This is a genomic window from Solimonas marina (assembly GCF_012241385.1).
In the GTDB taxonomy this organism is placed as follows: Bacteria; Pseudomonadota; Gammaproteobacteria; order Nevskiales; family Nevskiaceae; genus Solimonas; species Solimonas marina.
The window spans coordinates 1-15,340 of sequence record NZ_JAAVXB010000018.1; the positions used below are offsets into that span (position 1 = coordinate 1).

The 15,340-nt window shown below is 63.1% G+C and carries 12 protein-coding genes and 1 tRNA gene; 8 read left to right on the plus strand and 5 right to left on the minus strand.

Annotated features, from left to right (window positions below; all coding sequences use genetic code 11):
• Positions 1-331: 331 nt before the first annotated feature.
• Positions 332-1,168 (minus strand): ParB/RepB/Spo0J family partition protein, encoded by an 837-nt coding sequence (locus G7Y82_RS20235; RefSeq protein ID WP_168149955.1) that lies wholly within the window; start codon positions 1,166-1,168, stop codon positions 332-334.
• Positions 1,169-1,649: 481 nt separating this feature from the next.
• Between G7Y82_RS20235 and G7Y82_RS20240 the strand changes: the two genes are divergently transcribed.
• The 7 genes from G7Y82_RS20240 (at position 1,650) to G7Y82_RS20270 (ending at position 8,792) form a co-directional block, all read left to right on the plus strand.
• Positions 1,650-2,408 (plus strand): tyrosine-type recombinase/integrase, encoded by a 759-nt coding sequence (locus tag G7Y82_RS20240; protein WP_168149956.1) that lies wholly within the window; start codon positions 1,650-1,652, stop codon positions 2,406-2,408.
• A tRNA-Val gene (locus G7Y82_RS20245) sits at positions 2,370-2,498 on the plus strand. The genes G7Y82_RS20240 and G7Y82_RS20245 overlap by 39 nt, the downstream gene beginning before the upstream one ends.
• A gap of 702 nt (positions 2,499-3,200) precedes the next feature.
• Complete coding sequence (locus G7Y82_RS20250; RefSeq protein WP_168149957.1) at positions 3,201-4,946, plus strand: type I restriction-modification system subunit M; 1,746 nt, start codon at positions 3,201-3,203, stop codon at positions 4,944-4,946.
• A gap of 91 nt (positions 4,947-5,037) precedes the next feature.
• Positions 5,038-6,027, plus strand: a complete 990-nt coding sequence (locus tag G7Y82_RS20255) for a virulence RhuM family protein/type II toxin-antitoxin system death-on-curing family toxin (RefSeq protein WP_168149958.1) — start codon at positions 5,038-5,040, stop codon at positions 6,025-6,027.
• Positions 6,024-7,433 (plus strand): restriction endonuclease subunit S, encoded by a 1,410-nt coding sequence (locus G7Y82_RS20260; RefSeq protein ID WP_436286685.1) that lies wholly within the window; start codon positions 6,024-6,026, stop codon positions 7,431-7,433. The genes G7Y82_RS20255 and G7Y82_RS20260 overlap by 4 nt, the downstream gene beginning before the upstream one ends.
• On the plus strand, positions 7,430-7,882 hold the full coding sequence (locus G7Y82_RS20265) for a hypothetical protein (protein ID WP_168149960.1): 453 nt from the start codon (positions 7,430-7,432) through the stop codon (positions 7,880-7,882). The genes G7Y82_RS20260 and G7Y82_RS20265 overlap by 4 nt, the downstream gene beginning before the upstream one ends.
• Before the next feature lie 31 nt (positions 7,883-7,913).
• A complete protein-coding gene (locus G7Y82_RS20270; protein WP_168149961.1) occupies positions 7,914-8,792 on the plus strand; it encodes a GIY-YIG nuclease family protein in 879 nt (292 codons plus the stop codon).
• Here G7Y82_RS20270 and G7Y82_RS20275 read toward each other — a convergent pair.
• Entirely contained in the window at positions 8,785-9,216 is a 432-nt protein-coding gene (locus G7Y82_RS20275; protein WP_168149962.1) for a PIN-like domain-containing protein, read from the minus strand. The genes G7Y82_RS20270 and G7Y82_RS20275 overlap by 8 nt on opposite strands.
• Before the next feature lie 8 nt (positions 9,217-9,224).
• Entirely contained in the window at positions 9,225-10,034 is an 810-nt protein-coding gene (locus G7Y82_RS20280; protein WP_168149963.1) for a DUF433 domain-containing protein, read from the minus strand.
• Positions 10,035-10,148: 114 nt separating this feature from the next.
• On the opposite strand from G7Y82_RS20280, the gene G7Y82_RS20285 reads away from it, so the two are divergent.
• Entirely contained in the window at positions 10,149-13,277 is a 3,129-nt protein-coding gene (locus G7Y82_RS20285) for a type I restriction endonuclease subunit R (protein ID WP_168149964.1), read from the plus strand.
• A gap of 92 nt (positions 13,278-13,369) precedes the next feature.
• On the opposite strand, the gene G7Y82_RS20290 is transcribed toward G7Y82_RS20285, so the two are convergent.
• Complete coding sequence (locus tag G7Y82_RS20290) at positions 13,370-14,230, minus strand: serine hydrolase domain-containing protein (protein WP_168149965.1); 861 nt, start codon at positions 14,228-14,230, stop codon at positions 13,370-13,372.
• 92 nt (positions 14,231-14,322) lie between these two features.
• Positions 14,323-15,336: a tRNA pseudouridine(13) synthase TruD gene (truD, locus tag G7Y82_RS20295; RefSeq protein ID WP_168149966.1), complete on the minus strand. Its 1,014-nt coding sequence runs from the start codon at positions 15,334-15,336 to the stop codon at positions 14,323-14,325.
• Between the last annotated feature and the right edge of the window lie 4 nt (positions 15,337-15,340).

A 15,340-nucleotide genomic window follows, 5' to 3' on the forward strand; every position in this document is an offset into this window, starting at 1 on the left:
GCTCGGGGTTCGAGGCTGATCCCGCAAGAGCTGTGCAAGCTGGATCTTGCTCGCGAGTGGATCTGTGAATGGTCCGGTCAGATCATCACGCGATTTACCGGGCCGGTGCCGTCGTCGGGCGGCTCGGTGATTGCGGACGCTTTGGGACATTAAACCCGCCCCCAGACCGGCGGGCGGGTCCCTACCACGGGACTACTCGCCGTTGCTTTCGCAGTTCATTGGGATTCCTAACGTTCCTGGGTAGCTCGTTTGAATCTGAGCGAGTCCCCAGGCGGTTGCGAGGATTCCGCATACGATGATCGTCGTTACAAGGAAGGTTTCGCGGATCATGTCATTTCACCGGCTTCAGCGTCGTTAGCGTCTGTTCTAGCGCCTTTTCACTTTCGAACGCTAAAGCGAACCGCCATCCTTTCTCACCGACCGGCGTCACGTCGTAACCCGTCACGTTGATGTCGTTGTCCTTCACCCACTGCATGAGTAGCGCCGCAAGCCGGTTCTTCTGTTGCAGCTCCGGCAGCTGTAATTGTTCTTCCGGTTTTGTCGTCGTGGTCGTCGTCGTGACCGTCTGCGGTTTGTGCTTCTCCGGGTTCAGATACTTCGACGCTTTCAGGTACACCGTATCGGCGTTGGCGTCCCTGTATTCCTCTAGCGCTCTGTCGAGCATTTCGCTTTCGTATTCCTCTTCCGTTTGTTCGGAGTCGGTTTCGCGGCTCCATGCCTTTTTCTGCTCTGTAACACGCTTCTCGATCGCCTTGCCGATCGTGATGTATTTCGATACCCAGGCCTCTGACTTCCCCAGCTCCGCCGCAAGCTGCTTTTGCTTGATCTTTCGTTCACGCACAGCCAGGTTGATGCCGGCCGCGATCTCGAATGGCAGCAGGTCTGACCGCTGCGTGTTCTCGACAAGCTGCTGCATCACGACGCTGCCCTTGTCCGTGCGGATCACGCACGGCACCACGCGCAGGCCTGCGCGCTTCGCCGCCTCGGCACGGCGGTGGCCTGCGATGATCTCGTAGCCGTCCGTCGTTTTGCGCACCGCCAGCGGCTGCAGAATCCCGAACGTCTTGATGCTGACTGCCAGCTCGTCCAGGTCGTTGAGCTCGAACCTCGGGTTATCCGCGCTCGCCTTCAGTTCCGAAAGATTGATGTTCTGAAACGTGGTCTTCATGGTGACTGCTCCTTTTCGTGGTAGATGAGCCCGGCCAGATCGGCCGGACCTCTTCCCCGCGAGCGGGTCTGTTCGGAAAGCGCAGCGGTCCCGTAGCGAGTCAATGACCGCCGCGAAGCGGGCGCGTAGCGATTCGTCGGCCGGCGTGCTGTATGCCGGGCGTCGAACGGTCGTTTACTCGTGTAGGGATTCCGGGCAGACGCCCGGCCGGCGAGGCCGTAAGGGCCGCGAGCCAAGTGTGAACTGCGTCACAAACTGCGATCGGCCCGTACACGGCCGTAGGCCGGTTCATCCCTTGTTCAGGTGATAAACCCCCGAAAACACCACATGAAACATGATGTTAGACGGGACACAGCTCCCTATCCCCTTCCCTCACCCGACCACGTCTAAGACGTGGCCTGAAGCTGTAGCCCGTTGGCGCCGGGAAGGTGCCTGGAAGTCTGAAACGACCCGTGCCCTCGAGGGCCATGCCCTTGCCTGGTTGAATCCTCGCCTCGAGGATCTAGTCCTGCCGTCGATCGACGCTGATCGCGTCGACCAGCTCGTCGACGACCTGGTGTCGGCTGGTCTCAGACCTGCGACCTCGAACAGGATCCTCAGCGTCCTGCGCGCCATCCTCAATGCCGCCACGGCCTGGCGTTGGCTCGCTTACGCCCCGAAGGTCCGTCAGCTCAAGGACCGCGCAAAGCGCGTCCGCTTCCTTACCTTCAGCGAAGCGCAACGTCTCCTGACCTTCCTGCCTGATCACCTGGCCGACCTGGCCGCCTTCAGCCTCGAAACCGGCCTTCGGCGCAGCAACGTCACCGGTTTGGCCTGGCAACAGGTCGACCAGGCCCGCCGCGTTGCCTGGATACACTCAGACCAGGCTAAAGGCCGCCGAGCGATCCCTGTGCCCCTCTCTGACGCTGCGATCGCCGTCCTGCGCCGCAACGAAGGCCGGCATGATCAATGGGTGTTCACCTACCGCGGCCGCAGGATCTATCAGACCAGTACCCGCGCCTGGCGCGATGCCCTAGAACGGGCAGGCATCGAGGATTTCAGATGGCATGACCTGCGTCACACCTGGGCAAGCTGGCATGCGCAGAACGGCACGCCGTTGCATGTATTGCAAGAACTAGGCGGCTGGCGCTCGCCGAGGATGGTCCAGAACTACGCCCATCTGTCTACCGAACACCTACACGGCTACGTCGACCGTATGCACGAGCGCGTGCGTCAACGTGCTGTGTCCGCGAAGCGCTGAATCTCTGCATTCCGGCCGCAAAACGGGCATTTCTCGACCCATACCTTGACATGGTAGGGGTCGTTGGTTCGAATCCAATCGCGCCTACCAGTTACCCTGGAACCCCCCGGCTCAGCCCGGGGGTTTCGTGTTTCTAGCGGATTCGAACCCACGACCGCTGCGGCGCTGCCGTCCCTGGCGCTACTGCATCTCCTGAATGACCCCCAGCCCGGCTATCCATGGCCGGTCGTGCTTCGCCGTGCGAAGCACCCAATCGCGCCTACCCGTTACCCTGGAACCCCGGCTCATCCCGGGGGTTTCGTGTTTCTAGCGGATTCGAACCCACGACCGCTGCGGTGCTGCCGTCCCTGGCGCTACTGCATCCCCAAAATGAGCCCCAGTCCGGCCATCCATGGCCGGGCGTGCTTCGCGTTGCGAAGCACCCAATCGCGCCTGCCAACGCGTGGTTGAGTCCGGACATCGAGGCCCGCTAATTCAGCACACGCGGAAGCCTCGACTTACTTGCTCCCTACAGGTGGATCCCCCTGAACCGGGGCTCGGCGCAATTCTTCGGCACGGATCGCCACCCCTCGAAGCTGCAAGGTCAGGCACCGCGCACGGCCGGAAGCGCGCCTCTTCTCGTCGAAACCCTTCGGCGTCTTTTTCATATCCCCATTATCCACAAGTGGGGGCATGCGCCCGCCTTGATCTGCGGATCCTCCTGTCTCTGGCACCAACGCTGGGGCGCTTGCTCAATACCCGCGGGTTGACGACCATTGCCGGGCCTCAGAACGAGAGACCCCCCTCGGCAACATGAATCAACAAGTCCTGTCCGCCTTCATCTGGTCGGTCGCTGACCTGCTGCGCGGTGACTACAAGCAATCGGAATACGGCCGGGCGATCCTGCCATTCACCGTGCTGCGGCGCCTGGACTGCGTGCTGGAACCCAGCAAAGCCGCGGTGCTGGCGGAGTTCGAGGCCAGGACCAAGGCCGGCCTGAACCCCGAGCCGTTCCTGGAACGCAAGAGCGGCCAACGCGGGCTGTACAACACCTCGCCGCTGGACATGAAGACGCTGATGGGCGACCAGGACCATATCCGCGAGAACCTGTACAGCTACCTCCAGGCGTTCTCGCCGGCGGTGCGCGACATCTTTGAGCGCTTTGAATTCCACGCGCAGATCGACCGGCTGGCGAAGGCCAGGCTGCTGTATCAGGTCACCGAGAAGTTCGCTGGCATCGACCTGCACCCGGAGGCGGTCGACAACCACCAGATGGGCCTTGTCTTCGAAGAGCTGATCCGCAAGTTTGCGGAAATCTCCAACGAGACCGCCGGTGAGCATTTCACGCCGCGCGAAGTCATCCGCCTGATGGTCAACCTGATCTTCGTCGAGGACGACGACGTGCTGTCCAAGCCCGGCGTCGTGCGTACGATCTACGACCCAACAGCGGGCACCGGCGGCATGCTCAGCATCGCCGGCGAATACCTCGCCGAGCACAACCCGCAGGCGCGGCTCACCGTCTTCGGCCAGGAGCTGAACCCCGAGTCCTACGCCATCTGCAAGGCGGACATGCTGATCAAGGGTCAGGACATCACCAGCATCGCCTTCGGCAACACGCTGTCCGAAGATGGCCACCACGGCCAGCACTTCGACTACATGCTCTCAAACCCGCCGTTCGGCGTGGAGTGGAAGAAAGTCGAAAAGGACGTCCGCAAGGAGCGCGAGCAGCAGGGCTTCAACGGCCGCTTCGGTCCCGGCCTGCCGCGCGTCTCGGACGGCTCAATGCTGTTCCTGCTGCATCTGATCAGCAAGATGCGCCCGGCCAATGACGGCGGCAGCCGCTTCGGCATCGTCCTCAACGGCTCGCCGCTGTTCACCGGCGGTGCCGGCAGCGGCGAAAGCGAGATCCGCCGCTACGTGTTGGAGAACGATCTGCTGGAAGCGATCATCGCTCTGCCGACCGACATGTTCTACAACACTGGCATCGCCACCTACGTCTGGGTGGTCTCCAACCGCAAGCCGGCCGCGCGCAAAGGCAAGGTGCAGCTCATCGACGCCAGCGGCTACTGGCAGAAGATGCGCAAGAGCCTGGGCAGCAAGCGCAAGGAACTGAGCGATGCGCACATCGAGCGCATCACCCGCCTGTTCGGCCAGTTCATCGAGGAAAGCGAAGATGGCAAGCCCATCAGCCGCATCTTCCGCAACGAAGACTTCGGCTACCGCACCATCACCGTCGAACGCCCGCTGAAGGACGAGCACGGCAAGCCGGTGCTCGGCAGCAAGGGCAAGCAGAAAGGCAAGCCGCAGCCGGACAGCAGCCTGCGCGACACCGAGAACGTGCCGCTGTCCGAAGACGTGGAAACCTACTTCAAGCGCGAGGTATTGCCGCACGCCCCGGACGCCTGGATCGACCCCGACAAGACCAAGATCGGCTACGAGATTCCGTTCAACCGTCACTTCTACGTGTTCAAGCCGCCGCGCCCGCTGGCCGAGATCGATGCCGAGCTGAAGGCCTGCACCGACCGCATCAAGCAGATGATCGAGGGGCTGTCCGCGTGAGGGCAACTGCGTACACTGACAGCAACAACACCCGCCACGCCTCTCCATGGAAGCGCACCAGGGCGGGTTTTCTGCTTCCGGGGGCGTATGCATGACCGACATCGCCATCTATACCGCCCCCTCCGGCGCCGTCGAAGTCCAGCTGGACAAGGACACTGTCTGGCTGCGGCAAGAGCAGATGGCCGAACTGTTCGGGCGTGACCGCACGGTGATCGGCCGCCACATCCGCAACGCCTTTGCCGAGGGCGAGCTGGAGCGGGGTTCAGTATGTGCAAATTTTGCACATACTGCCGCAGACGGAAAAACCTATCAGGTTGAGCACTTTAGCCTCGACGTGATTATCTCCGTCGGCTACCGCGTCAAGTCCCAGCAAGGCACCCGCTTCCGCCAGTGGGCCGCCGGCATCCTGCGCGAGCACCTCACGCGCGGCTACACACTCAACCGTCAGCGTCTCGAAGCCAATGCCCGCGAACTCGACGCCGCGCTGCACCTGGTGCGCCGCGTCGCCGCCTCGCCGGACCTCAGCGCGGACGCCGGCCGTGGGCTGGTGGACATCGTCAGCCGCTACGCACAGACCTTCGCCCTGCTGCAACGCTATGACGAAGGCCTGCTTAGTGAGCCCGCCACGCAGAGCGGCGGCCGCCTGCCCACGCTGGCTGAAGCCCGCAGCGCGCTGACCGCACTCAAGGCCAGCCTCATCGAACGCCAGGAAGCCAGCGCCCTGTTCGCACAGGAACGCCCCGACCACGGCCTTGCCGCGCTGCTCGGCAATCTGGATCAGACCGCCTTCGGCGAGCCGGTCTACCCCAGCATCGAAGCCAAGGCCGCGCACCTGCTGTACTTCGTCATCAAGAACCATCCCTTCGTGGACGGCAACAAACGCAGCGGCGCTTTCCTGTTCGTCGACTTCCTGCATCGCAACGGCCGGCTACTCGGTGTCAGCGGCCAGCCCGTCATCAACGACGTCGGCCTCGCCGCGCTGGCCCTGCTCGTCGCCGAATCGCCCGCCCACAACAAGGACACCATGATCCGTTTGGTCATGAACATGCTGGCGCGGCCGCAGGTCGGGGGTGCGGCATGACAAATTCGTCAGCGACAAATTTGAACAGCCACGCAGCGGCTGGCCCGAAGGGCGAGGGCATGGATAGCCCGAGTAACTTTCCGCGATATTCGGAGTACAAGGACAGCGGCGTCGAGTGGCTGGGCGAGGTGCCGGCGCATTGGGCCGCCACTCGACTTCAGAGGCTGGCATCTATCCGCTACGGAATCGGCGAGCCGCCGCAATATCGAACAGAGGGCGTTCCGCTGATTAGGGCGACGAACGTACACGCAGGTGCGATAACGGCCGAAGGACTTGTGTTGGTCGATCCATCTGACATACCCGAGAAGCGAATTGTTTGGCTTGCCGCCGGAGACATCATCGTAGTCCGCAGCGGCGCATACACCGGAGATTCGGCAATCATCCGAGACCATCACTGCCCGTCTATTGCGGGCTTCGATATGGTCGTGAAGCCAAACGCCTGCGTGCCGCAGTTTCTCCAGTACTCACTTCTGAGCAAGTACCTCAAGGAGGACCAGATCGACCTTGAGAAGCTGCGTGCAGCGCAGCCACACCTCAACGCGGAGGAGCTGGGCTCTTGCGTCGTTATCGTTCCAACCGAAAAAGAACAAACCACCATCGCCGCCTTCCTCGACCGCGAGACCGCCAAGATCGACGCGCTGGTGGCGGAGCAAGAAAAGCTGATCGCCCTGCTCAAGGAAAAGCGTCAGGCCGTCATCTCCCACGCCGTCACCAAGGGCCTGAATCCCGATGCCCCGATGAAACCCTCCGGTGTCGAGTGGCTGGGGGATGTGCCGGCGCATTGGGAGATGCGACCTGTCGGTGCGCTAAGCAGGAGAATTTCCTACGGTTTCACAAATCCGATGCCGACCGCCGAATCCGGGCCATACATGTTGACCGCAAACGACGTCTGCGACGGATATGTGAACTATGCGGACGCTCGACACACAACAGAAGAAGCATTCGCATCGCTACTGACTGAGAAGAGCCGTCCGGAGATCGATAATATTCTTATCACCAAAGATGGAACGCTGGGACGGGTCGCACTCCACGACGGCAGCGTCGCCTGCATCAATCAGTCGGTCGCATCCATAGCTGCCGACACAGAACTGGTTACGCCAGACTTCTTGTGTGTATGCCTTCGTGGTGGCGTATACCAAGATCGAATGATCTACGAGGCGGGCGGTACTACGATCAAGCACATCTACATTTCGCGACTCGCGAAGATGCCTATTGGGTTACCACCTATTGATGAGCAAAAGGCCGTCTGCGGTTGGCTCTCCGAGCAAATGAATATTTTCAATGCGCTAGTTGTCGAAGCCGAGCGCGCCATCACCCTCCTCAAAGAACGCCGCTCCGCCCTAATCTCCGCCGCCGTGACGGGCCAGATCGATGTGCGGGGGGCTGCCGAGGCCCAAGCGGCATGAGCGAGCAAAGCGTCGCCATCGTCGGCTTCATCGCCAAACTGATGCCCCTGTATGACGGCGAAGATCACGAAGGCGTCTGGTGCGCGCGGTCTCTGGAAGACGGCACGCTACTACTTCCCGAGCTGGCCGAAGACGATGAACCCGACAGCGACTTCATCCGCGTGCGATGGCAGGGCGTGCCCGAGCGTGAACAGGTCGTGTCCGGCAGCGACATCGCGACGCTCGCCGTGGTTCGATATGTTCAGTTTCACGGCATCGGCCGGCCAGCGGATCACATCGCAAAGGAGCTTGCTCACCTGTCGCAGCATTTCACCTTCAAGACCGGCTGCTCGCTGTATCGTCCCTACGAGACTTCGGGACCCGATCTCGTCTCCGCCGTCCGCAAGGCCGTGGGCCGGATGGGCGAAAGCGCGGTCGTCAATGCACTGACGAAGGCCGCTGGGTTCTGAGTGCCGTCGGAAGACCGGGAATGCATATGCCATGAACACACATCCGCAAACCATCCAGATCTTTCTGCCGTCCGGCGATCCACAGGGGATCCGCGTCGCCAGCATCACGACGCGCATCGTGCAGGTGATCGACGTGCCGCGCAGCTTGCTGCCGGACTTTCTGAAGATGCCGGAAGCGGCGCAGGTCGGGCTGTACTTCCTGATCGGCGAAAGCGAGAGCGGCGATCAGCCGCAGGTCTATATCGGCCAGACCGGCTCGCTGGCGGAACGGCTGGCCACGCACAACCAGAAGAAGGAATTCTGGAATCGCGCACTGGTCGCGATCTCGTTGACCAACAACCTCACCGGCACGCACGCGAGCTTTCTGGAGTGGCTGTCGATCGCCCAGGCCGACAAGGCCGGACGCTATGCGATGGAGAACGGCAACGCCGGCAGTCGCCCGCACACGCCGTCGCCGCTGCAAGCCGAGTGCACGGAACTGCACGACACCGTTCGTGTGTTGCTGGCGACGCTTGGCTACCCGGTGTTCGAACCCCTGATGCGTGTCAACAGCAAGACCGACGATCCCAGTATGTTCTACTGCCGCGCATCAGACGCAGATGCGCGTGGCCTATTCACCGAGGAAGGTTTCGTTGTTCTGGAGGGCTCAAGTGGAAGGCTGCAGGCAACGCCGTCCTTCCACAAATACGGTGGAGCATCGCTACGCGCCCGATTGATTGAGAACGGCGTTCTTACTGCGGTAGGTGATCGTGCGATCTTTACTCGGGACTATCTCTTCTCGTCTCCGAGTGCAGCCGCGGGATGTGTCACTGGCCGAATGTCTAACGGCCTGCTTGAGTGGAAAGACACGCAGGGGCGACCACTGAGCGAGGTGCGAGGCACACCGTCGAACAATGGGAATGCTAGCTAACTGCAGCGGCTGGATACCAAAGCTCGATACGGCCGGGTGCCGCAGGATTATTTTCTGCTACATCGGCTGCCGGCCGATAGACCTTAGCGATGTACGGCGGCCTGTGTCGCCCGATGAAGCTCAGGATGCGCGGCGCTGTGGCGACGAAGGCTTGCGCCAGTTGCGGGTACGGCGCGGCGCCAATGACAACAAGCAGCGCAACGCGATGCTGCATAACCGCTGCAAGTTCGTTGGGCTTATAGCGAATGCGACCATCGTGCGTAACGGCGATCCAGCCCTTCTTGCCGATGTCTTTCAGCCAGTCCTCGTCAGGGCAATCATGCGCGAAGTGATCGGCATGGCGCTCCACCGTGAGACCGGCTGCGCGCAGGATGTCGGGAAATTTCTTGCCGAGGTTGCGGTCGGTGAAGAAAACCGGACTCACGCTGCGTCTCAGGCAGCACGCTCGTACAGTACGGCTTCCTCGATTTCCTCGGCGCTCAGGTCGTAGTCTTCGGCGAGGTCGGCCATGCTCTCGCCCGCGTCAATACGTTCTGCGATCGCCGCCGTGGTGATGCCGCCGCGCGCGAGCACGGGGCGGCCGAAGGCGATGTTGGCCGCGATGGCGACAGGGCGTTTGTCAGCGATGGCAACACCGCTCGAAATGTACGGATACAACCGCACTGGGAATTTCCATCCGTCCCACTCGACACGCGCCAGATGCTCGTTGAACGTGCGGCGCATGGCGATCTGACCGGAAGCGGAAAGCTCGATCAGGTCGCCATAGTGTGCGAGCAGCAGCTTGCCGGCGTCGGTGCGAAGCTCGGGGCTGAGCAGCAGGTGATCGTTGCCGAGCTTCTTCTGGGCGTATTCGATGGCGCGGCGCAGGGCGTCCATCGAAACGCCATGATCGGTGCGCAGCGAGCGCAGCACGTGAGCTTCGATCAAGTTCCAGAACGACAGCGTGGGTGGCGGCGTCTTGGCAGGCTTGATCAAGGGCCGGAAATGGCCTTGGCCGTCGCCGACTGGATACGAGCGACCGACAAACCACGCGCGCAGCGTTGCCGGCGCCACCTTGAGGTAGCGTGCGGCTTCGGCCAGGGTGTAGGCCGGCTGGTTGCGGATGTCGGACTTTGCCATGTCGCAGGCGAACACCGGTGGATTTGGCGGCATTGTAATGGAACAGTGCTGTTCCGCCGCCGTTATATGGGAATGAAGCAACACTTTTCTGGTCAGCCTTCGAGCCTTGGCAGCGCCCCTCAAGGCCTACTCAGACACAAGGGCTTTGCAATCAGCAGGTTATGATCCATTACCGGCCGTCGTGTATTTTTAAGGCTATTTGCGTGGCTCTGCGGGGCCGACACAACCGGGGAATACGTGAGCCTGCACAAGGAAATCGAGTTCGAGAACGATGTCTGCGCGCATCTCGCTGCGCACGGCTGGTTCTACGCCGAAGGCGATGCCACCGGCTACGGCCGCGCCCGCGCGCTGTTTCCGGCCGATGTCGTCGCCTGGGTGCAGGCCTCGCAGCCGAAAGCCTGGGAGGCCTTGAGCAAAACGCACGGGGGCGCTACGCAGACCGTGTTGCTCGATCGCATCCGCAAGCAGATGGACGATCGCGGCACGCTGGACGTGCTGCGCCATGGCGTCGAGATCATCGGCCTCAAGCAGCCGCTGACGCTGGCGCAGTTCAAGCCGGCGCTGGGCATGAACCCGGAAATCATGGCCCGCTATGAAGCCAACCGGCTGCGGGTGGTGCGGCAGGTGAAGTATTCGCTGCACAACGAGAACTGCATCGACCTCGTGCTGTTTCTCAACGGCATCCCGGTCGCGACGGTGGAACTGAAGACCAACTTCACGCAGGGCGTGGAAGATGCCGTCGATCAGTACCGCTTCGACCGACAACCAAGGCCGAAGGGCCAGTCGGCGGCCGAACCGCTGCTGGAGTTTCCGCGCGGTGCGCTGGTGCATTTCGCCGTCAGCAATAGTGAAGTGCGGATGAGCACCAAGCTCGCCGGACCGATCACGACCTTTCTCCCGTTCAATCAGGGCGATCACGGTGGTGCCGGCAATCCGGTGAACCCGAGCGGGCATCGCACCGCGTATCTGTGGGAGCAGGTCTGGGCGCGCGAAAGCTGGCTGGAAATCCTCGGCCGCTATCTGGTCACGCCGCGTGATGACAAGAAGAAGATCAAGTCCATCATTTTCCCGCGCTACCACCAGCTCGATGCGACGCGAAAGCTGGTGGCGGCGGTGCGCAGAGAAGGGCCGGGACAGAAATACCTGATCCAGCATTCGGCCGGCTCCGGCAAGACCAACTCCATCGCCTGGACGGCGCATTTTCTCGCCGACCTTCACGACGGCCGGCACCAAAAGCTGTTCGATACCGTGCTGGTCGTGAGCGATCGCACAGTACTGGACTCGCAGCTTCAGGAAGCGATCTTCGACTTCCAGCGCACCACCGGCGTGGTCGCGACGATCACGAACGAGCACGGTTCCAAGAGCGCAAAGCTCGCCGAGGCGCTGTCGGGCAACAAGAAGATCGTGGTCTGCACGATCCAGACGTTTCCGTTTGCACTGGCCGCCGTGCAGGAACTGGCCGCGACGCAGGGCAAGCGCTTCGCCGTCATCGCCGATGAGGCACACAGCTCGCAGACGGGCGAGGCCGCGTCCAAACTCAAGCAGGTACTGTCGGCGGAGGAGCTGAAAGAGCTGGCCGACGGCGGCGAGATCAGCAGCGAGGACATTCTGGCCGCGCAGATGTCGGCACGCGCTGCCGAGAGCGGCATCACGTATGTGGCGTTCACCGCCACGCCCAAGGCCAAGACGCTGGAGCTGTTCGGGCGTCGTCCGCAGGCGGACCAGCCGGCCAGCGCCACCAACCTGCCCGCGCCGTTCCACGTCTATTCAATGCGCCAGGCCATCGAGGAAGGCTTCATCCTCGACGTGCTGAAGAACTACACGCCGTACAAGCTCGCTTTCAAGCTCGCCACCGGCGAGCAGGAGCTGGACGACAAAGCCGTGGAGCGTAGCCAGGCGATGAAGGGCCTGATGCGCTGGGTGAAGCTGCACCCCTACAACATCGCGCAGAAGGTGCAGGTCGTCATCGAGCACTTCCGCGAAAACGTTGCACCGCTGCTCGACGGCTACGCCAAGGCCATGGTGGTCGTCGGTAGTCGTCAGGAGGCGGTTCGCTGGAAGCTGGCGATCGACCGCTATATCCAGTCGCAGAAGTACCGGCTCGGCACGCTGGTGGCATTCTCCGGCGAAGTCACGGACGCGGACTCCGGACCTGATCCGTTCACCGAGCACTCGGCCACACTCAACCCGAATTTGAAGGGCCGCGACATCCGTCAGGCATTCGCCGGCGACGAGTACCAGGTTCTGCTGGTCGCCAACAAATTCCAGACCGGCTTCGATCAGCCGCTGCTATGCGGCATGTACGTCGACAAACGGCTGGCGGGCATCCAGGCGGTCCAGACACTCTCACGCCTCAATCGCTCGTATCCGCGCAAGGACACCACCTACATACTCGACTTCATTAACGATCCGCTGGAAATTCTCGCCGCGTTCAAGACCTATCACGAGACGGCCGAGCTGGAGAATGTCACCGACCCGAACCTTGTCTACGATCTGCGCGCCAAGCTCGACGCACAGGGGTACTACGACGATCACGAGGTCGAGCGCGTCATCACCGCCGAGTTGAATGCGCGATCGCAGGCCGAGCTTTCCGCTGCCATCGAGCCAGTCGCCGACCGGCTACTCAAGCGGCACAAGGCGGCCCGGGAAGCGCTCGCAGCGGCCCAGGCCGCAAAGAACGCCGACGCCGAACAATCGGCACGTAACGAGATCGAGGCGCTGGAGCTGTTCCGGCGCGATATCGGCAGCTTCGGCCGGGTCTACGCCTTCCTGTCGCAGATCTTCGACTACGGCAACACGGCATTGGAGAAGCGCGCGATCTTCTTCAAGCGCCTGTTGCCATTGCTGGAGTTCGGACGCGAGCGCAGCGGCGTTGATCTGTCGAAAGTCGTGCTGACCCACCACAAGCTCAAATCGCAAGGTGCGCAGACGCTGAGCCTGTACAAGGGTGAGCCAGAAAAGCTCGGGCCGATGAGCGAAGCGGGCGGCGGCGAAGCGCGCGAGCCGGAGAAAGTGTTCCTGAGCCAGATTATCGCCAAGCTCAATGACCTGTTCGACGGTGAGCTGACGGACGAGGACAAGCTCGTCTACGTGAACAACGTCATCAAGGGCAAGCTGCTCGAATCGGAACTGCTGGTGGCGCAAGCCAACGGCAACACCAAAGAGCAGTTTGCCAACTCGCCTGACCTCAATGCCGAGCTGATGAACGCCATCATGGATGCGCTGTCCGCACACACCGCCATGAGCAAGCAGGCACTCGACTCGGAGAAAGTGCGGCAGGGGCTCAAGGACATCTTGCTCGGGCCGGCTCGACTATACGAAGCGCTGCGGGAACGAGCCGAGACGGCGCGGACCGCGCAAGGCTAGCCCCTTGCCCTGCACCCTGACCGCGCAAAAGCCGACAGCATCCTGCGCACGCAGCGACCGTTCGTCGGACAAATCGGGAAAGAATGCTCACTTCATTGGGTCTGCAGATGCGCGATCACTTCGGCGAACGGATTCGCGCCGCTGGACGTCGCGGCCCACACGGCGGCGGCGCGGCCGTTGCAGCCGTAGACCTCGATCGTGCTGCCAGGGCCGCTGCCGCCGTGTCCGGCCGGGTGCCGGCGCGGGTCGTCGGCGTAGGCCATCAGGCCCAGTCCGTAGCCGGGGTCGGGGTGTGCCGCGCTGCGAAACTGCGGCAGCGCGCGAACGTCAAACATCTGCGCCAGCCTGTCCGGCGGCAGCAGGCGACCAGCCAACAGTGCGTGCAATAGTCTTGCGGCGTCCGCCACCGTGCCGACCACCAGGCCGTGGTAAACCCAGCCGGGGTGGTAGCCCTGCGCATCGCCCATTTGCACGGCGTCGAGATCGCCGGGCTGCGTCGCCAGACGCGCCGTCGTCAGCCCGGCCGGGTCGAACGCCCATTCGTGCAGCGCATCGTGCAGCGGCCGCCCGCAGGCACGCTCGATCAACTGTGCAACGATCAGATAGCCGACGTTGGAATACGCCCAGCCTTCGCCCGGCGCGTCGCGCAAGCGATCGACGTCGAGCACCGTCAGCAGACGCTTGACCGGCCACGGCGGGCGACCGGCATCTACGGCTTCGTGATACGCCGCGACGCCGCCGTAGTCCGGCAGGCCGGCCTCATGGCGCAACAACTGCGCGAGGTTGTAGCGCGCGCCATCGACCGGAGCCGACAACGACAGGCGCCCGGCGCCGACGAGCCGCAGCGCCGCGATCGCCAGCACGGTCTTGCCGAAGCTCCACCACGGCACGGCGTCGGCGACGCCGTCGCTGTGCAACACACCGCTGTCATCGATCCACGCTGCAGCTCGCATCGCGTCTCCGCATGGCATCACGCCAAACAACCCGTCTTCAATCGGCCTTCAATGGGTCAGTCACCCGCCGTTAGACCCAGCGATCACGACCCTCACTCGGGCTCGGCGGTCCGCGCAACTTCGCGCAGGACCACGGTCGCGTAAGTCCCCGGCGGCAGCGAGAAGCTGAGCTCCAGCGAGTCGTCGCCGAACCAGTGCCAGCGCAACGCATCGGCACGCAGGCGCAGGGCACGCCGATCCTGTTCGAGTCCGGCGGCTTCCAGCCCTTGCGCCAGTGCGGCGCACTGTGTGGCGATCCGACTTTCGAGCTCTGCGGCCGCGGCGGCCGACGGCAACGCGCCACGCCCCCACAACGGACCGGAGGGATGAATGTCGAACGCCGCCAGACGCGGCGCCAAGGCTTCCGACCAGGACTCGGGCCCGAACCACGACCGCGAACCGGCCAGGCTCCAGATTTCGCCGTCGAGCGCGGTGTTCCAGCAGCCGCGCGCAACACGCTCGGCGAGCACGACGTTGAAGATGTGCGAACGGGCCGCCGACAGCAGCAGCGAACGCGTCTTCTTGTCGACGCGACGACCGGCGAACATCGCTTCGGCACGCGCCAGATTGCCGCCGCCCAGACCGAAGCGCTGCTCACCGAAGTAGTTCGGTACGCCGCTGGCCGCGACGGCCGCGAGCCGCGCCTCGGCGACCTCGCGGTCGCCCTGCACTTCGTGCAGGCGCAGCACGAAACGGTTGCCGGCCAACGCGCCGCGCTTGAGCTTGCGGCGGTGCCGTTTTGCCGACAGCACCTCGGCGTGCGGAAACGTCGCCCAGTCCGGATCGGGACGTCCGGCGAGCTGCACCGAGAACGCCTGCGTGGTCACCGCATGCCGGTCCTTGAGTCCGGCATAACCGACCGCCAGCGGCGGCACGTCGGCGAAGCGCGCCAGCTCACGCGCGATCCAGTCGGTATTGGCCTCGCGTTTGCGCACCGCGAGCAGGACGTGCTCGCCGTCGCCGTCGGCTTCGTAACCGAGGATTTCATCGACGACGAAGTCTTCCGGCTCGCGGCGCAAGCGCGCGCGCAGCGCCGGGCCGCCGTGGGCGTAGGGAAGCTCTTGCATGTTC

What these genes read in the sequence shown, in the direction of transcription:
- G7Y82_RS20270 (WP_168149961.1), top strand. Translation starts at nt 7,914, where the DNA reads ATGAACACACATCCGCAAACCATCCAGATCTTTCTGCCGTCCGGCGAT.
- G7Y82_RS20260 (WP_436286685.1), top strand. Translation starts at nt 6,024, where the DNA reads ATGACAAATTCGTCAGCGACAAATTTGAACAGCCACGCAGCGGCTGGC.
- truD (WP_168149966.1), bottom strand. Translation starts at nt 15,336, where the DNA reads ATGCAAGAGCTTCCCTACGCCCACGGCGGCCCGGCGCTGCGCGCGCGC.
- G7Y82_RS20255 (WP_168149958.1), top strand. Translation starts at nt 5,038, where the DNA reads ATGACCGACATCGCCATCTATACCGCCCCCTCCGGCGCCGTCGAAGTC.
- G7Y82_RS20265 (WP_168149960.1), top strand. Translation starts at nt 7,430, where the DNA reads ATGAGCGAGCAAAGCGTCGCCATCGTCGGCTTCATCGCCAAACTGATG.
- G7Y82_RS20235 (WP_168149955.1), bottom strand. Translation starts at nt 1,168, where the DNA reads ATGAAGACCACGTTTCAGAACATCAATCTTTCGGAACTGAAGGCGAGC.
- G7Y82_RS20290 (WP_168149965.1), bottom strand. Translation starts at nt 14,230, where the DNA reads ATGCGAGCTGCAGCGTGGATCGATGACAGCGGTGTGTTGCACAGCGAC.
- G7Y82_RS20250 (WP_168149957.1), top strand. Translation starts at nt 3,201, where the DNA reads ATGAATCAACAAGTCCTGTCCGCCTTCATCTGGTCGGTCGCTGACCTG.